Annotated in this window: 13 protein-coding genes and 3 pseudogenes; 8 read left to right on the top strand and 8 right to left on the bottom strand. The window is 42.3% G+C overall.

Going from position 1 to position 17,239, the window contains the following annotated elements:
• Positions 1 to 51: 51 nt before the first annotated feature.
• Positions 52 to 984, top strand: a complete 933-nt coding sequence (locus B3J29_RS09920; RefSeq protein ID WP_286965221.1) for an IS5-like element ISAba13 family transposase — start codon at positions 52 to 54, stop codon at positions 982 to 984.
• 67 nt (positions 985 to 1,051) lie between these two features.
• Here B3J29_RS09920 and B3J29_RS09915 read toward each other — a convergent pair whose 3' ends face one another.
• Both B3J29_RS09915 and B3J29_RS09910 read right to left on the bottom strand, forming a co-directional pair.
• Positions 1,052 to 1,996, bottom strand: coding sequence for an ABC transporter substrate-binding protein (locus B3J29_RS09915; protein WP_286965219.1), 945 nt, complete (start codon positions 1,994 to 1,996; stop codon positions 1,052 to 1,054).
• 113 nt (positions 1,997 to 2,109) lie between these two features.
• Positions 2,110 to 2,727: a rhomboid family intramembrane serine protease gene (locus B3J29_RS09910; RefSeq protein ID WP_286965218.1), complete on the bottom strand. Its 618-nt coding sequence runs from the start codon at positions 2,725 to 2,727 to the stop codon at positions 2,110 to 2,112.
• Positions 2,728 to 2,885: 158 nt separating this feature from the next.
• Between B3J29_RS09910 and nfuA the strand changes: the two genes are divergently transcribed.
• A complete protein-coding gene (gene nfuA, locus B3J29_RS09905; protein WP_004783039.1) occupies positions 2,886 to 3,524 on the top strand; it encodes a Fe-S biogenesis protein NfuA in 639 nt (212 codons plus the stop codon).
• Between the two features lie 192 nt (positions 3,525 to 3,716).
• A complete protein-coding gene (locus B3J29_RS09900) occupies positions 3,717 to 5,771 on the top strand; it encodes a TonB-dependent receptor domain-containing protein (protein WP_286965216.1) in 2,055 nt (684 codons plus the stop codon).
• A gap of 38 nt (positions 5,772 to 5,809) precedes the next feature.
• On the opposite strand, the gene B3J29_RS09895 is transcribed toward B3J29_RS09900, so the two are convergent.
• Both B3J29_RS09895 and B3J29_RS09890 read right to left on the bottom strand, forming a co-directional pair.
• Positions 5,810 to 6,817, bottom strand: coding sequence for a hypothetical protein (locus tag B3J29_RS09895; RefSeq protein WP_286965214.1), 1,008 nt, complete (start codon positions 6,815 to 6,817; stop codon positions 5,810 to 5,812).
• Between the two features lie 14 nt (positions 6,818 to 6,831).
• The gene (locus B3J29_RS09890; protein ID WP_286965212.1) at positions 6,832 to 7,869 is read right to left on the bottom strand and encodes an alpha/beta fold hydrolase; all 1,038 of its coding nucleotides are present in this window, start codon (positions 7,867 to 7,869) and stop codon (positions 6,832 to 6,834) included.
• Positions 7,870 to 8,107: 238 nt separating this feature from the next.
• Between B3J29_RS09890 and B3J29_RS09885 the strand changes: the two genes are divergently transcribed.
• On the top strand, positions 8,108 to 8,722 hold the full coding sequence (locus tag B3J29_RS09885; protein ID WP_004783034.1) for a carbonic anhydrase: 615 nt from the start codon (positions 8,108 to 8,110) through the stop codon (positions 8,720 to 8,722).
• A gap of 34 nt (positions 8,723 to 8,756) precedes the next feature.
• Here B3J29_RS09885 and B3J29_RS09880 read toward each other — a convergent pair whose 3' ends face one another.
• Positions 8,757 to 9,386 (bottom strand): arylesterase, encoded by a 630-nt coding sequence (locus B3J29_RS09880; protein WP_286965210.1) that lies wholly within the window; start codon positions 9,384 to 9,386, stop codon positions 8,757 to 8,759.
• A gap of 11 nt (positions 9,387 to 9,397) precedes the next feature.
• Here B3J29_RS09880 and B3J29_RS09875 point away from each other — a divergent pair.
• Together B3J29_RS09875 and B3J29_RS09870 are read left to right on the top strand one after the other, a co-directional pair.
• Positions 9,398 to 10,067, top strand: a pseudogene (locus B3J29_RS09875) (ABC transporter ATP-binding protein).
• A gap of 1 nt (position 10,068) precedes the next feature.
• The gene (locus tag B3J29_RS09870) at positions 10,069 to 12,564 is read left to right on the top strand and encodes an ABC transporter permease (RefSeq protein WP_286965206.1); all 2,496 of its coding nucleotides are present in this window, start codon (positions 10,069 to 10,071) and stop codon (positions 12,562 to 12,564) included.
• Between the two features lie 3 nt (positions 12,565 to 12,567).
• On the opposite strand, the pseudogene B3J29_RS09865 reads toward B3J29_RS09870, so the two are convergent.
• Positions 12,568 to 13,334, bottom strand: a pseudogene (locus tag B3J29_RS09865) (rhomboid family intramembrane serine protease).
• Positions 13,335 to 13,411: 77 nt separating this feature from the next.
• Between B3J29_RS09865 and mtgA the strand changes: the two are divergent.
• A complete protein-coding gene (mtgA, locus tag B3J29_RS09860; RefSeq protein ID WP_286965205.1) occupies positions 13,412 to 14,086 on the top strand; it encodes a monofunctional biosynthetic peptidoglycan transglycosylase in 675 nt (224 codons plus the stop codon).
• 111 nt (positions 14,087 to 14,197) lie between these two features.
• A complete protein-coding gene (gene ppk1 / locus B3J29_RS09855; RefSeq protein ID WP_286965203.1) occupies positions 14,198 to 16,279 on the top strand; it encodes a polyphosphate kinase 1 in 2,082 nt (693 codons plus the stop codon).
• Between the two features lie 47 nt (positions 16,280 to 16,326).
• On the opposite strand, the gene B3J29_RS09850 is transcribed toward ppk1, so the two are convergent.
• Together B3J29_RS09850 and B3J29_RS09845 are read right to left on the bottom strand one after the other, a co-directional pair.
• The gene (locus B3J29_RS09850) at positions 16,327 to 16,923 is read right to left on the bottom strand and encodes a helix-turn-helix transcriptional regulator (protein WP_286965201.1); all 597 of its coding nucleotides are present in this window, start codon (positions 16,921 to 16,923) and stop codon (positions 16,327 to 16,329) included.
• 191 nt (positions 16,924 to 17,114) lie between these two features.
• Positions 17,115 to 17,239: pseudogene (locus B3J29_RS09845) on the bottom strand (IS1 family transposase); the annotation flags it as partial.

Here is a 17,239-nt window from a genome sequence, read left to right as displayed (position 1 = left end):
TTTGTTGCACAAACCTATCTCTAAAGGCTTATTCCACAATATAATTTTCAAATGAATAAGTCGACACCTAAAATTTATCGCACAACCAATTGGTCTTCATATAACCGAGCTCTCATTAATCGTGGAAATATTGCCATTTGGTTTGATCCTGCTACGCAATGGTATGCCCCATCAAAAGGCAAACAAGGACGAAATCAAACTTACTCCGACGCAGCTATCCAATGCTGCCTAATGATTAAATCTCTCTTTCGATTGTCTTTACGCATGGTCACTGGCTTTGTTCAAAGTCTCATCCATCTTTGTGGGTTAAATTGGATAGCGCCAGACTACACTACAATTTGTAGACGACAACAGCATATTGATATTGTGATTAGCTATCAAAAAAGTTGTGATGGACTGTATCTAATCGTTGACTCTACAGGTCTGAAATTCTTAGGTGAGGGTGAATGGAAGCGTAAAAAACATCAGCCTGAATATCGTCGCCAATGGCGTAAATTACATATTGGTATAGATGCTAAAACCTTACAAATACGCGCTGTTCAGCTCACAACCAACAATGTGAGTGATTCACAGGTACTTGGTGATTTACTCGATCAGATTCCACAAGATGAGAGAGTTGACTCCGTCTATACCGATGGAGCTTATGATACCAAACAGTGCCGACAGGTCATTGCGGATCGGCAAGCACATGCAGTGATTCCACCAAGAAAAAATGCGAAGCCATGGAAAGATAAAAAGATGGGCTCGCTAGAACGCAATGAGTTGCTTCGAACAGTTAAACGTTTAGGAAGAACTATTTGGAAGAAATGGTCAGGCTATCATCGCCGCAGTTTGGTGGAAACCAAGAGGCATTGCATCAAATTATTAGGGGATAAACTCAGTGCGAGAAATTTTCAAAGCCAAGTCAATGAGATTCATGCACGTATGGCAGTATTAAATAAATTTACGGACTTAGGCAGACCACATACCCGAGTTGTCACTTAAATTTGAGTAGATATGAGAAGTCTTAACTTTTAAATCTTTGTGCAACAAAGCCGTAATGGATTAAAAATTAATTCGCTGTGCCTTTGATCAGTTCTTCCAACATGAAAGCGGTATTGTCCAAACCCGCACCAGTGATGTACCAAGCATCAGCATTCACATAGATCACTTTTTTCTCTGCCAAGGCTTTGGCATTTTTTAGGGCAGGGTGTTTCTGAATATTATCCTGAGCGGTGTATTTCTGGGTATTCACTGCACCACGATCCAGGACAATGATGTAATCCGGATTCTTCTCAACGGCTGTTGTAATACGCTGAACATTTTTCTCCGCTGCTTTCAATGCTTCCGGAGAGCCTACTTCTGGACGGGGTGCATTTGACTGTTCAGAGGGGTCCAATACCGGTTTAAAACCTGCTAATTCATAAACAAAGCCAAAACGGTCATTTTCTGCATGTGGCATAAAATTTTCACCGACTGCAAACAGCATCAGTGCAGTTTTGCCTTCAGTCTGCTTTTTCAGTTGTTGCTGCAGCGTTGCGATTTTACTAAGCTTTTCAGTAGCAATTTTCTCTTTACCAAATGCACGTGCCAAGACATGGGCACGTTCCGTCAGATCGGCAATATATTGGCTAGTATCTGGTGAAAGATCTAAAGTCGGAGCAATACCTTTAACAGCCTCTGCTTTAGAAGCCGAACGGCCACCGACAATAATCAGGTCAGGTTTAGCAGTTTTTAGTACATTGAGATCCGGTTCGAACAGTGAACCAGCTTTGGTGAATTTGCCCTGCTGGTATTTGCTTAAATTGCTTGCAAAGCTTGCTGCAGGCACCAGCTGAGCTTCAAGCCCTAGTGCATTCAAGGTATCCAGTGCAGATAGGTCATATACTGCGATCTTTTTCGGAGCTTTTTTAAGTTGAATATTTTGGTCTTTATAGTCGAAAGTGACCTGTGCAGAAACTGTAAAAGAAGTTGTCAGTCCTAATATTGTGACAAGTGCTAAAGTCTTAAATTTCATGTTTATTCCTCTAAATTCGCGACAAGATTAGCATAATTTATAGAAATGAAAATCATTTTCATATGTGAATAATTAAAAAAGGGATAATGGCTATCCCTTAATCATTTAAAACTTTAGAAGGGGATTTGAGTTAGTTTATTCAGGAAATGCGGAATAAGTCGTGGTTCCAGAATAATGGTCATCACCACACCATAAGCTGCACCCCACAGATGGGCACTGTGATTGATATTACTGTTGCCGCGTTTGCCCGACCAGATACTATAAGCCACATATAAAACAGCAAAAATAATCGCAGGGACTGGAATAAAGAACACGAAAATCAGCTTCCATGGTTCAAACAGAATATAAGCGAACAAAACCGCGGATACTGCACCGGAAGCACCCAAGCTGGCCCAGCGCGCATCATTTTTATGTTTCAGATAACTTGGCAAAATCGCTGCAACCAGACCACCAAGATAAAACAGAATAAAGCCCAGATCATATAAATACTGGCGATAAAAACTTTCAATAATGCTGCCGAAAAAGAACAGCGTGATCATATTGAACAGTAAATGCGTGCCATCTGCATGGATAAAACCATGGGTAATGAAACGGTCATATTGACCACGTTGCATGGCAGGCGGCCAGAAAATCAGACGATTCATTACCGTTTCTTTTGAAAAAGCAATAAAAGAAACAATACAGGTGATCAGAATAATAGTGGCAGTATGATTAAAAGGTAAATCAAGCATATAAGTAATTCTGGTCCTATCTATTTGACAATGATCATGCCATTAAAACAAATCTAAAGTGCGACTTTTATAATAAATCCGACAATTTTGGTTGAATTTTTATAATTACCCCGCATCTTCAGTTAAAATAGCAGCTTCAGCTTGAGGAAATTATTGTTATGTCGACTGAGAACAGCAACACTCCGGTTGCAGAAGAAATTCCAAATCTTTTGATTACACCGACAGCACAAGAGTATTTAAAGGATCTATTGGACAAACAGAATACACCAGGTATTGGCGTACGTGTGTTTGTAGAAAATCCGGGTACACCGCGCGCTGAATGTTGCATGGCTTATAGTGCACCTGATGAGGTTGTACCTACAGACTATAAGCAGGAATATCCAGATTTTCCGGCCTATATAGACTCTCCGTCAATTCCATACTTGCTAGATGCAGTTATTGACTACAATAAAGACCGTTTTGGTGGTCAGCTGACTTTCCGTGCACCAAATTCTAAAGTGCCACGTGTGGGTCCTGATGCCTCTGTAGAAGAACGTATTACTTATGTGCTTCAGTCAGAAATTAACCCAGGTCTGGCAGGTCATGGTGGTAACTGTGCACTGGTTGAAGTGGTTGAAGATCCTGAGCATGGCTTAACTGCGGTTCTTAAATTTGGTGGCGGTTGCCAAGGCTGTTCAGCAATTGATGTGACTTTAAAACAAGGTGTTGAAACAACCTTGAAACAGCACATTCCTGAGTTGGCACGTGTCGTTGACCAGACTGACCATACCCAAGCTGAAGGTGCTTATTTCAAATAAGTCTCTAATAAAATTTAGCTTGTAAGAAATACCTCGAATAATCGGGGTATTTTTTTATTTGTATTTGATAGTGATAATAATTATCAATAGTGATTGTATTTGTAATTACTTTTGTTACAATGCGTCACAATTCCAGCAATATTTCTTCATAAATCAACTTTTGGGGCACCTTCGAATATGAGTAAGCCGTTTATGAAATCGACTTTGGCCTTTGCAGTGCTTTCAGCATTAGCTGTTTCAGTACAAGCACAAGACCAGGTAACTGAAGAACAAAAAGCAGCATTACAGACTGAAGCTACTAAATTGCAGACCATTGTGGTAACCACAGCGGGCGGTTTTGAACAAAATATTGCAGATGCACCTGCTTCTATTTCAGTCATTACCGCGGAAGAATTACAAAAAAAATCATATACAGATGTAATTGATGCTGTAAAAAATATGCCAGGTGTTTCTGTACAAGGCGGTGGCAATAATAAAGAGATTACAATCCGAGGTATGGGTGCAACCTACACGAAATACCTTGTTGATGGCAGACCAATTAGTGCCGGTAGAGCAGTGAATGGTAATGGTACAGATGGTGGGAAAATTGGTGCATATTTACCACCAATTGACATGATTGAACGGATCGAAGTCGTACGTGGTCCAATGTCATCACTTTATGGTTCAGATGCTATGGGGGGGGTAATTAACATTATTACTAAAAAAGCGTCTGCTAGTAATTGGCATGGAAGTATTTCTCCTGAATATACGAAGTCTGATAATGATTATGCAAATGATAGTTATGGCGTCAGCATGTATGTCACAGGCCCATTAATTCAAGATAAATTATCTTTAAGTATAGATGGTAACTTCCAGGGGAATGACGAAAGTGACTTTGTCGGTGGAGAAGGGCAAAAATCTGGTTCAAGTGAGTCTGAGAAGAAAGTTAGAAAGCTCGGTACTGAACTGGTTTGGAATATCGATGAACATAACGATATTGGTTTGAGATATGATTTTACAGGGCAGCAGTACACCACAACACTGGGTAAAAGTGTGGATGTTGCCACTCAAGCCTCTATCAATGAAAATGAGAAAAATCTATATACCTTAACGCATAAAGCACGTTACGATAATTTTACCCTTGATTCATACTATCAAGATGAAACAACTAAAAAAGTTTATAGTGGTGCCGTTGCTGACGAAAAAAATGAAGAATTAAAAGTCTTTAATACACAAGGCTCATTCTTTTTGGGTAACCATGCATTAACAGTGGGTGGTCAATATCAAAAAGAAAAAATCACTGATACCACAAATGGTCTAGCCGATATTACTGGGGTCACTTCACTCGACCGTTGGTTATTTGCTTTATATGCAGAAAATGAGTGGAGCATTACCGATGATTTCGCTTTAACTGTGGGCGCCCGCTACAATAAAGATGAATACTTTGGTGGTGAAATTACACCGCGTGTCTATGGTGTTTATCATTTAACAGATGTTATAACTTTGAAAGGTGGTGTAAGTACAGGCTATAAGCAACCAACGATTAGCCAAATTTCAGAAGGTTTTGGTAGCAGAACAGGAAAAGGCAGTGCTGTCATCATTGGTAACCCTGATTTGTCTCCAGAAAAAAGCACGAGCTATGAATTCGGATTTAACTATTCGGCTCCTGAACTTGGCTTAACAAGCAGTTTAATGGTCTTTAAATCTGATTTTAAAGATAAAATTGTTGAAGATCGTTTATGTGACACGCCAGGAACAACAAATAGTTCTCCTGTAGAAGAATGGAAATGTTCGGCAAATGGCAAGCCATATCGATTTGTTAGCCAAATGAAAAACGTTTCCGATGCAGAAATGAAAGGTGCTGAATTCACATTAGACTATGATGTACTGGATAATCTTCACGCGAGTACAAGTTATACTTATACAAAAACTGAGCAAAAAAGTGGCGAATTTAAAGGCCAGCCTTTGAATAAAATGCCAAAACATATGCTGAATGTCGGTCTGAATTATGATGTTTCAGATACCTGGACGACCTGGCTGGACTATAATTACCGTGGCAAAACCAGTGATTATTTAAGCCGTACTTCTATGGATAATGGGACACCGGGATATGGTACTTTTGATGCCGGTGCAGTCTTTAAAGCGACAGATAACTTAAGTTTGACTGCTGGTATTTATAACATTGCCAATAAAGAAATTACCAATGGCGATTATGACATTGTACTTGATGGTCGTAGATACACCGTGGGTATGAATATCAAATTCTAATTCATAGATATGAAAAAGCCGCTCTCGAGCGGCTTTTTTTAGTCTTCAATCTTTAAAATTTTTAAAGTATTTTCTGCATAGTAGAATTTTTCCAGATAAGCACGGGCACGTTCACGCAAATAGCCCTGATGAATCATCTGCTGAATAATCGGTATCAGCAATTCATTCAATTCATGTTGAATCAATGCTTCATCAATATTCAGATCTCGTAATAACTGATCAAAGGTATGTTCCTGATTGCGTACATACCAGGTATAAACCCCGTCATGCAGTTGCTGCTGTATATATTCCGTCTGGCGCATATGATCCCAGATCTCGTGCCCTAAACTCACCGTCTGGTTCAGATCCTGGGTTTCAATATAGTTTTTAAGCACGGACAGTGGCATGTCTTTAATCTTATGCCAAAGATTGGCCTGAAAATGGTACAGCTTGTCATCATCAAAGTGCTGGTTCAGCACATGCTCACTCATCTGGCTGAGTTTTAAAATATTTTTTTGAAGATAACGGGCGACCGTGTTGTCCAGACTGGTATCAGTGACATTTTCCAGAACAGATTTTCCCATTTTCATGAAGCGGGAAACGCCCGGAACACTCTTGGTAATCACAGAATTATCCAGATAATCCTGAATCGAATGCTGGATCAGTTGCGTAATCATGGCTGAAAAAGCAGGATTATTCACCACCGCTTTGATCAGGCGCTGACGATGACCACTTTTGCTGGCCACATATTGTGCAATTTTATCAATGGTCAGTACCGGAATGACATCTGCAATTTTGGTCGTATCATTGGCTGGATGAACCAGTGCGAACCGGATATGTTCGGTAATCTGCTCAATCAGAAAAGAACTGGCAGCAGTATCCAGAATCTGCTTTTGTAGCAGCTGATTGATCAGTTCACAGCTCCACAGATCTTTAAGCGTCTGCTTGCGCAACCAGAGATAAAACTCATGAAACTCGCTTCGAATGGTTTCAGATTGAGAAAATACCTGATCAAGAAAATCAAGTTGAGCATCAATCAACTGCTCAATCATCGGGTGTTTCTGCATAACTTCTCTGAAACTTAATTGAAAGGAATGAGTTTATCAGCTAGTGGATTTTTTAGGGTCTGTGTCTTGGCCAGGAAAGGCAAATAATGTTGGGCGACCTGTTTTTCTGCTTCCAGAATCGGCATATGACCAACATTATTTAAAATCACTGGAGTTTCGGCACGTTTTAGCAGTGAATATAGCTCTTTCACCACTTCGACATTAATAATCCGGTCCTGTTTTCCCCATAGAATTAAGGTCGGGGCTTCCACTGTACGGGTCAGACGGGCAAAGGTATCAGGCGTATACAACCGGTTAAGCATCACCACCTGATCAATCGATTTGCTGGTTTGCTCAGAACGGGCAATCAGCAATTTTTCCTGTGCATGTCTAAGCTGGTAAGGCATCGCTGGCGGATTCTGCATTAGCTGTTTGGAGACATCTTCCAGATCACCAGGTTTACTAACAATCAGGTCTTTGAGTGCATGCGGGTCTTTGGTATAAGGCGTATTTCCCATTTTATAGATGCCGGCACTATTCACTAGAAACAGGCTTTGGGTATCGAAAGGGTATTGGGATGCATAAACTGTCGCAATTGAGCCGCCTAGAGAATGACCGGCGACATGCAGATTTTTTTCAATCTTCAGGGTTTCGACAAAGGTACGTAATTGCGATGTGACATTGGGGACAGACAAGTCAAAATCTGCTGGAACCCGGGTATCGCCATTGCTCGGCAAATCTGGAATGATGACATGATAATACGGGGTCAAAAACTGGGCGACGCGGTTCCAGTTGTCGCGTGTGCCTGCCAGACCATGAATCAGGATAATCGAGGGTTTGTTTTTTGCCCCGCCTTCACTATAACTCCAGGTCACATCACCGACTTTTAGAGTTTTAGATTGTAGACCCGCCTGAATGCGTTGCTGGCTCAGATACAGCTGTAAAACTTCGGCAGACTTGGCTTTCGGCGGCGTAAACAGATATTGGCTATGGCTCAGGCTAGATAGGCTAAGACCTAGAGCGACTAAAGTGGAATAGATAATTTTTGAGCGCAATTTTATTATTTTCTTCATTAGCACTGTCCCCTGAAAAAACTGAGCAAAAACGCTCAAAATACTTCCGTGTTATCGATTTGCAATTTATAGATGAATCAAATCGTAATCTTTCACTTATTTTAAAGCATTCCTTAATATTGTACATCTGTTAATTATTAGCTNNGCTAAAAATTTTACAGCTAATTTTTTTTGCAAGTGACATTCAAAAAATCTAGCAGTAAGATATTCCCACTAAAAACATCGATGGTAAAAAAGAATGCTCACAGCTCAGGAAGCTATAGATCGTCTTAAAAAGGGTAACCAGCGCTTTGTCAATGGTGAAACGCAGCATTTAAAATTATTATCGCATCAGCAACGTGCTGAGATGGCAGAAAGTCAGGAACCATTTGCTATTGTTTTAGGATGTTCAGATTCACGTGTACCTGCAGAAATGGTCTTTGACCAGGGGCTGGGTGATCTGTTTGTCATTCGGGTAGCAGGTAATATTGTTGCACCGTCTCAAGTCGGCAGTGTCGAATTCGCAGCAGAAAGCTTTGGCTGTCCGATTGTAATTGTCTTGGGTCATACGCATTGTGGCGCTATTCATTCAACAATTGAAGCATTAACCAATCCGGCAACACCGCCATCTGCAAATCTGATGTCAATCGTGAACCGTGTACGTCCATCAGTTGAAATTCTAATGCAGACTGAACTGAAAGATGACCTAAATAAACTGTCTAAACATGCAGTACGCTCTAATGTGTTTGCTTCAGTAAACCAATTACGTCATGGTTCTGCAGTTCTGGAAAGCCTGATTGCTAAAGGTAAGTTACAGGTGATTGGTGCAGAATATTCACTGGAAACTGGTGAAGTGACTTTCTTTGACTTCTAAGAAAATTTCAAGATTTGATTCAGTTAAAGGCGCCTTAGAGGGCGCCTTTAATATAAGGATAAGCATTATTTAATAAAATAGTCTGGGCTTTGGCATTAGGGTGGATCTGATCCTGTTGCATTAGGCCTTTATTGCCAGCGACGCCTTGCATAAAGAAGGGTAGTAGTTTGACCTTATACTGCTGACTGACCACCTTATAGTTATTTTCAAAAGCCTTGCTATATGCCTGACCATAATTTGGCGGCATTTTCATTCCAAAAACAATAACATTCGCCTTGGCTTTCTGGCTCTGCTGTACCAGAGCTGCTAAATTTTTTTGAATCATTTGGGGTGGCTGCCCACGCAGGCCATCATTCCCGCCCAGCTCAATCACCACAATATCTGGACGATGTGTCTGTAGCAGTTTCGGTAGCCTTGCCAAGGCACCACTGGTGGTTTCACCGCTCACACTTGCATTGACCACTTTATGCTGTTTCGGATAGTGTTGGTCCAAACGTTTTTGTAATAAATGTACCCAACCTTGCTGTGGTTGCATGCCATAACCAGCACTTATACTGTCACCCAGAATCATAATGGTCTTTGCCGACAGACTAAAAGGAATCAGGCACAGTCCAAAGAATAGCAGGCAAGGCAATACACGATTTTTCTGATTTAGATCTTTCATATAGGACACGTATGATTCAAAGCAGCAACGATTCGACCATCATGCCACAAGCGATTATTTCTGCCCAGAAATTGACACAAAAGATACAACTTTCACAAAAACAACTGACTATTTTTGAAGATCTTTCGCTGGAAATTTTGACTGGAGAACAGGTCGCCATTACCGGACGTTCCGGTTCAGGAAAGTCGACTTTACTAGGCATTTTGGCCACTTTGGATCAGGCCAGTGCCGGGCAGTTAATGGTTTGTGGGGAGCTGGTATCGAGCCTGAATGAAGAACAGCGCGCTTTAGTCCGGCTAAAAAATATTGGCTTTGTATTTCAGTCTTTCCAGCTTTTGCCTCATCTTACTGCGCTTGAAAATGTCATGCTGCCTTTACGTTTACAGCCATATTTTAAATATAGCCATGCCGAACAAAAGGCGCTGGCATTGCTACAAAAGGTCGGATTAGACCGTCAGGCTCAGCAAACGCCCAAAGTGTTGTCGGGTGGAGAACAGCAACGTGTCGCCATTGCCCGTGCACTGGTCAGTGAGCCCAAAATCATTTTTGCTGATGAACCGACAGGTAATCTGGACGGGGAAACTGCCCAAGAAATCGAACAGCTGCTCTTTCAGTTNNCAATGCCAGCGTCATTTTGAACTGGTCAATGGTCAGTTGATTGAACATGCGAGTGGAGGCTGATATGCAGCATCTGTTTCGTCCTTTACTCAGACAAAGTTTTAATACGACAGGAATTTATCTGCTAATCATCGCGCTGGCCTTAGCGATTAGTGCCACAACGGCACTAAAGTTCAGTAATGAACAGATTCAGAACGCCGTTGCTTTACAGGCAGCTGAAATGCTGGCTGGAGATCTGGTGCTATCTGATAATGAACCATTGGCACAGGAATGGCGTGATCAGGCCAGGCAGCTAGATTTACAGCAATCCGAAGTCACATTTTTCAGTACGATGGCTTATACCAATGATCAGTTTGTCATGGTGAATGTTAAGGCCATTGATCAGGCTTTTCCATTGCGAGGAGAGCTACGGGTTCAACCTGCAGCAGACCAAATCCAAGCGGGGGAAATCTGGCTGAGTTCACGGGCCATGGATCTACTCAAGGTCAAACTGGGTGATGAACTGAATATTGCCGATGCCAAATTTAAGGTTACTGCAAAAATCGAGCAGGATTCGAATCAGGAGCTCGGTTTTTCTGGCTTTTCGCCGACTGTAATTATTGCTCAGTCAGAAGTGGCGCGCACCAATGCGATTCAGGTCGGTAGCCGGATTGATTACCGTTTATTAATGGCGGGTAATCCAGCCGATACCCGGCAATATGAAACCTGGTTCAAGCAGAAGATAAAATCTGAAAATGGAACTTCAGATGAAGCAGATGCTGGGGTTGAGAGACAAGAACTGGAACAGCAGGGCAGTCTGCGCTTACGTAATGCCAGCGAAGGCAATACCCGTTTAATGAAACCAATTGCCAATCTGGATACTTTTTTGCAACTGGCCAATATTCTCACCATTTTGTTATGCGGGATTGCCATTGCTTTAACTGCGCAGCGTTATGTGCAGCAGAATCAGGATCATATTGCCCTGATGCGCTGTATTGGCGCGACCAAAAATCAGATTCTGGCCGCTTATCTGGCTTTGCTAGGTTTAGTGCTTTTAATCGCCATGCTGATTGGTAGCGTAATAGGTGTAGCATTGGGTTATGGCTTATTGCAACTTATGCTACAGCTGATTCCAAACTTGCAGCTTGAGTTTTCTGCTACGGCGATGCTGCTGGGACCATTGCCAATTGCCATGCTGACCAGTGCTGTGGTGTTATTGGGCTTTGTCATGCCAAGTCTGTTTCAGCTCTTGAATACCCCTCCGATTCGGGTCATTCGTCAGCAGGAAAAATCTGTCCATTCGATGTTGTGGATGTTACTGACCGGAACCTTAAGTCTGATTATTTTCAGTGTGATTTTAACGGAAAATATTGTGCTGACAGCTTGGGTGATCGGGGCGATTATCCTGCTCTGTGCCGTACTGTATTTCACGGTCTGGAGTATCTTAAAACTGCTGCGTAATCTGAAATTCAACCTGTCTGCGTATGTGCGGACACCGTATCAGACCGCTTTACAAATTACTGCTTTAGCCCTTGGACTCAGCTTGATCAGTGTGCTGGCTGTGCTACGTACCGACCTGCTTGATCGCTGGCAGCAACAGTTGCCGGAAGGGACACCCAACCAGTTTGTCTATGGTCTGCCGCCTTTTGACATGCCTGACTTAAAAGCTCAGTTAGAACAGAATGGCTGGAAAAGTACACCCTTGTATCCCAATATTCGCGGGCGTCTGGTGGCGAAAAATGATCATCCTTTTGCTGCTGAACTGGTCAAGCAGAGTAATACCTTAAGACGTGAACTGAATCTGACTCAATCGGACCGCTATCCTCAGGATAATGTCATTGTGCAAGGGGAGGCAGGATTGAAACAGCCGGGTGAAGTTTCGGTCGAAGCCAATACTGCACAAGAGCTGGGCATCAAACTGGGGGATAAGCTCAGTTTTAGCTTGCCTGAAGGCATACTTGAGGCCAAGGTGGTGAACCTCAGAACAGTAGAGTGGGAAAGTTTTAGTCCAAACTTCTTCTTTATCTTTGCACCAAATACCATGGATGCTAATGCTGGCAGTTATTTGGGCAGCTTCTATGTACCGGAAACAGATAAAGATAAACTGGTGAATCTGGTTCAGCGGTTTTCCAATACGGTATTTATTGATGTCAGCCTGATTCTGGAAGAAATCAAACGGATTGTGAATGTACTGGTGCAGATCATTACCATTCTGGCTGTGCTGGTCAGCGTATCCGGTTTTCTGGTACTGATGGCCTGTCTAAACCTGCTCATGGATGAACGTAAACGTGAAGTGGCTTTGCTTCGGTCTTTTGGTAGTTCCAAACAGAAGCTGAAAACCATGATGAGTCTGGAAATCGGTTTTATCGGACTATTCGCAGGTATTGTTTCATGTCTGTTTGCAGAAGTGATCAGCGCCATTGCCAGCTATAAGATGGATCTGATCATCCAGCCCCATTGGGAAATCTGGATTATCCTACCTGTGTTTATGACTGTGGTATGTACCTTGATTGGGCGTTATCGTCTGAGTTATCTTTCCGAAATTCCGCCCTTGCAAAGCCTGCGTGAGATGAATCAATAAGATTTATCTTGCAGGCTGATCCGCCAACTGCTGTTGTAGCATTTGTAAAATTTCCTGCCAGAGCGGGCGGATCGGTTCAAGCAGGGCCAGGTTATGTTGATACAGTACGACACAGGCAGCGACGCCGAGCAGTAAAGCAACCAGACTGACCCAAAGGCCACGCTGCATTTTCTGACCGAGATACCAGAGCGCTGTTAGTCCGGCCCCCATGATCATGCCGCCAATATGTGCGGCATTGTTAATTCCGCTAATCATAAAGCCCATCGCCAGGTTAAGGCCCATGATCATTACCAGTGTCTTTTTATCCAGAATAAAAGGCTGACGGGGCAACATCGGCAGTAAAGACAGAACAGTCAGTGAGGCACCGAGACCCATGACTGCACCCGAAGCACCCGCACTAACACCCGGCAATAAGCCAGGATTGGCTACACCGCCTTCGATTAAGGCATAGCTGTCCTGGATGCTCATATAACCACTGAGTAAACTGCCCATCAGGCCGGCACAAATATAAAGACCTGTAAAATAGACCCGGCCAAAAATTTGTTCAGCGACACTACCAAAAATATACAGTGCCCACATATTCAACATCAGGTGAATTAAGCCAAAATGAAAAAACATGCTACTAAACAGGCGTATGGGTTCCGCTAAATACGTTAAAGGTGCATAATCTGCTCCCCAGCGAATGGCATCTGGAGAACTNNGAGTGCGGTCATCCACCAGAGCTGCATTTCCAGTTTGCGATGTGTTGTTGGGGGAGAATATTCAGGCATGCTATTTTTTTGCTGTGATTGTATATTTCGAATAAGCTTAACACGAAAAATTGAATTTTCAGGAGTAACGCACTGACATGAAAGCCTTTCTGACCCGTACCCTTCTCGTGATTGTCAGTGTGATTCTACTTGTTCAACTATGGATTTTTGCAAGCTTGGCTTGGTGGCGGACCAATCCGGTGAATACCACCATGATGATGCGGATCGATTATTGGACTGAACCCTCCACACCTATTCAACATCAGTGGCGTCCTTATGATGAAATCAGTACCAATCTGAAGCGGGCAGTTGTTACGGCAGAAGATGGAAAATTCATGCACCATCATGGCTTTGACTGGGATGGTATTCAGACTGCACTCAGCCGTAACAAGAATGAAGGCCGTGTTGTAGCAGGGGGATCAACCATTTCCCAGCAGCTGGCTAAAAACCTGTTCCTCGTTAACAAGCGTTCATTCCTGCGTAAAGGTCAGGAAGCTGTTGCGACCTGGATGATGGAACGCATGTGGTCTAAAGAGCGTATTCTGGAAGTGTATTTAAACTCGATCGAGTTTGGAGATAATATTTATGGGGCAGAAGCAGCAGCCAAACATTATTTCGGTAAGACCGCTAAGAGCCTGACCCGTGATCAGGCCATCTTCCTGGCAGCGATTCTCACCAATCCAAAATATTTTGAAGATCATCGTAATGCATCGGCACTAAAAGCACGTAAACGCATGATTCAACGTTATATGCGCTATGCCGAAATCCCTTAAGTAAAAATATCAAGATAAAGCCCAAATATTTGGGCTTTTTTTATGAAAATGTCATTAATTTGAAGCATACTAAAAGCAATAAGCAAGACTTGAAAATAGCGTAGGTTTGATATGAATACGGCAGCCAGTACGACTTCAGTACCAACCGAATATACTTATAATGATCGTTACATTAATCGTGAACTGTCTATTCTGGATTTCCATTTGCGAGTGCTGGAACAGGCGGTCGATCCTTTGCATCCTTTGTTGGAACGCATGAACTTTCTGTTGATTTTTTCACGTAATCTGGATGAGTTTTTTGAAATTCGTGTGGCTGGCGTCATGGAACAACTGGATTTGGGCAATGAAAGTCGCAGTCCAGATGGTTTGACGCCAAAACAAGTATTAGAACAGATTGCCGAAACTGCGCATGCCGCCATTGAACGCCAGTACCGTATTTTAAATGAAGAGATTTTACCAAAACTGCGTGAGGAAGATATCTGCTTCCTGCGCCGTGGAGAGCTAACACCAGCACAATCGGCCTGGGTGAAAAAATATTTTCAGGAGCAGGTTGCTCCAGTTCTTACGCCTATTAGCCTTGATCCGGCCCATCCATTCCCACGATTGGTCAACAAATCCTTGAACTTTATTGTGACGCTCGAAGGGAAAGATGCCTTTGGCCGTCAGATTGATCTTGCAGTTGTTCCTGCGCCACGTTCATTGCCGCGTGTGGTACGTTTACCGGACGAACTCACTGATGGTAAAGAACATCATGTAATGTTATCCGCCATCATTCATGAACATGTGTCTGACCTGTTCCCAGGCATGACCGCGACCGGCTGTTATCAGTTCCGTGTCACCCGAAATGCCGATCTGGCCTTAAATGAAGATGTTGAAGACCTGGCCAAAGCCTTAAAAGGCGAATTGAGTTCGCGCCGTTTTGGTCGTGCGGTTCGTCTGGAAGTCACCGAAAATTGTCCGCAGCATATTTATGAATATCTGCTGGAAGAATTTGATCTGGATGAAGAACAGCTTTATAAAGTGGCAGGACCGGTTAATCTGGCGCGGTTACTTTCCAACTTCAAACGTCCACATTTACGTTATGATTCACATACGCCAATTCTGCCTAAAGTACTGAAAAAATCTGAAAATGTTTTCAGTGCCATGCAGAAGCAGGATATTTTGCTACATCATCCATTTGAATCTTTTGCACCCGTGATTACGCTATTACGTGAAGCGGCACGTGACCCTCAGGTACTGGCAATCAAGCAAACATTGTACCGTAGTGGTCCAGATTCCGAGATCGTGCAGGTGCTGGCAGAGGCGGCCCGTAACGGGAAAGAAGTTACTGCCGTTATCGAGCTGCGTGCACGTTTTGATGAAGAATCCAATATTGCAGTTGCCAATGTGCTGCAAGAAGCGGGGGCTGTCGTGGTCTATGGCATTGTTGGCTATAAAACCCATGCCAAAATGATTCTGGTGGTACGCCGAGAAAATAACAAGTTGGTGCGTTATGTACATCTGGGTACCGGGAACTATCATGCGGGCAATGCACGGATTTATACCGACTATGGTTTGTTAACCACGGACAAAGATCTGTGTGAAGATGTGCATCGTATCTTCCAGGAATTGACCGGAATGGGGAAAATGGCCAAGCTGAAAAAGCTGCTCCATGCACCATTTACCTTGCATGCCCAGCTGATCAATTATATTGATAATGAAATTGCCAATGCCAAAGCGGGCAAGAAAGCCCAGATTATCGTGAAGGTCAATGCTTTAACTGAACTGCAACTGATCAACAAACTTTATGAAGCTTCTCAAGCAGGTGTACAGATTGATCTTATTATCCGCTCGATTTGTTGTCTACGTCCAGGCTTGCCGGGACTTTCAGAGAATATTCGGGTACGTTCAATCGTCGGCCGTTTCCTGGAACATACGCGCGTATTTTATTTTAGTAATAATGGTAATTCTCGTATTTATTGCTCAAGCGCAGACTGGATGGATCGCAACCTGTTTAATCGTGTAGAAGCCTGTTTCCCGATCGAAGATGAAGTATTAAAGAAACGTATTTACCAGCAAGGTTTATTAAATTACCTGAAAGACAATCAACAGGCCTGGTTGTTACAGGGAGATGGAAACTGGGTGCGTGCTCAAGTCGCTGAAGGTGAACAACCACATAATGCACAGCGTACTTTATTGGAAACCTTTAAATAACTCAAACAAACTAAAAAGGCTGATAATTCAGCCTTTTTTATATTTTATCAATTTTGAGAATGGATAAATGGATTCGCGAGTTTTTGATAGATTCTGCGAATAGCGGCATAAATCTGGTAATCGTGCAGACTTAATCTGTTTTGAATTTCGGCCAAAGTCAGGTCTTGGCTGAAATACTTTAAAATTTGTACCTCAGTCTGATTTAAAAGATGTATCTTTGTTTTCTGACTCACTAAATAACGGGCTAATTCAGGATGTAGATCGGAGTCACCACGTAGGATAATTTTCAGGCTTGTTACTATTTTCGAAACAGGATGCGAAGCAATCAGATATCGATCCACGCCAAATGACAAGAATAAATCGATCATTTCAGGTGAATCATCAGGTAAAACTGCAATCAGATGAGGAATCTGGATTCGTGCTTGAATTACATTAAGATTCTTAAGTTGGGCTTTCTCATGAATCTCATATAACACTAGATTGGGAAGATACTGTTCAATATGGGATTGAGCAGACAGATGAGCGGTATAGGACAGCATATCTGGTTGATAACCGAGCTGTAGCAATGCAAGATCAAGATTGGAAGAGAGCGGTGGTGGATAAGGTTGCACCAATAATACGGGTGCGGGCAAAAATGAGGCCAAAGAAATCTTATCCTGAGAGTAATTAATATACAGATGTATTTTGGCTTAAATTATTCTCAATGCCAATCCCAAGAAATAGGGATTTAATTTTTATATATTATAAATAGTTAAAGTTTGAAAAATTGATTTTTGGATCATTTTAATTAACTGAATGTATAAAAATTGGTGGTGTTTTAAAAAGTATGCTGACATTAAATGAAGCCATTATTGATGTAAAAGAAAGTTAAGTCGAAGGCTTTAAAATGGTTTTCAAGCTTTTTGGAGAAATTACAACTTCTTCTAAAACCACGCCTTATTCGATGCCTTATTTTGCAAT

This window comes from Acinetobacter sp. UBA5984 (assembly GCF_002429925.1).
GTDB lineage: Bacteria > Pseudomonadota > Gammaproteobacteria > Pseudomonadales > Moraxellaceae > Acinetobacter > Acinetobacter variabilis.
Note: the sequence above shows the minus strand (reverse complement) of the source record. Positions and strands in the feature narration are given on the sequence as shown.

What these genes read in the sequence shown, in the direction of transcription:
- B3J29_RS09920 (WP_286965221.1), top strand. Translation starts at nt 52, where the DNA reads ATGAATAAGTCGACACCTAAAATTTATCGCACAACCAATTGGTCTTCA.
- B3J29_RS09915 (WP_286965219.1), bottom strand. Translation starts at nt 1,996, where the DNA reads ATGAAATTTAAGACTTTAGCACTTGTCACAATATTAGGACTGACAACT.
- B3J29_RS09910 (WP_286965218.1), bottom strand. Translation starts at nt 2,727, where the DNA reads ATGCTTGATTTACCTTTTAATCATACTGCCACTATTATTCTGATCACC.
- nfuA (WP_004783039.1), top strand. Translation starts at nt 2,886, where the DNA reads ATGTCGACTGAGAACAGCAACACTCCGGTTGCAGAAGAAATTCCAAAT.
- B3J29_RS09900 (WP_286965216.1), top strand. Translation starts at nt 3,717, where the DNA reads ATGAAATCGACTTTGGCCTTTGCAGTGCTTTCAGCATTAGCTGTTTCA.
- B3J29_RS09895 (WP_286965214.1), bottom strand. Translation starts at nt 6,817, where the DNA reads ATGCAGAAACACCCGATGATTGAGCAGTTGATTGATGCTCAACTTGAT.
- B3J29_RS09890 (WP_286965212.1), bottom strand. Translation starts at nt 7,869, where the DNA reads ATGAAGAAAATAATAAAATTGCGCTCAAAAATTATCTATTCCACTTTA.
- B3J29_RS09885 (WP_004783034.1), top strand. Translation starts at nt 8,108, where the DNA reads ATGCTCACAGCTCAGGAAGCTATAGATCGTCTTAAAAAGGGTAACCAG.
- B3J29_RS09880 (WP_286965210.1), bottom strand. Translation starts at nt 9,386, where the DNA reads ATGAAAGATCTAAATCAGAAAAATCGTGTATTGCCTTGCCTGCTATTC.
- B3J29_RS09870 (WP_286965206.1), top strand. Translation starts at nt 10,069, where the DNA reads ATGCAGCATCTGTTTCGTCCTTTACTCAGACAAAGTTTTAATACGACA.
- mtgA (WP_286965205.1), top strand. Translation starts at nt 13,412, where the DNA reads ATGAAAGCCTTTCTGACCCGTACCCTTCTCGTGATTGTCAGTGTGATT.
- ppk1 (WP_286965203.1), top strand. Translation starts at nt 14,198, where the DNA reads ATGAATACGGCAGCCAGTACGACTTCAGTACCAACCGAATATACTTAT.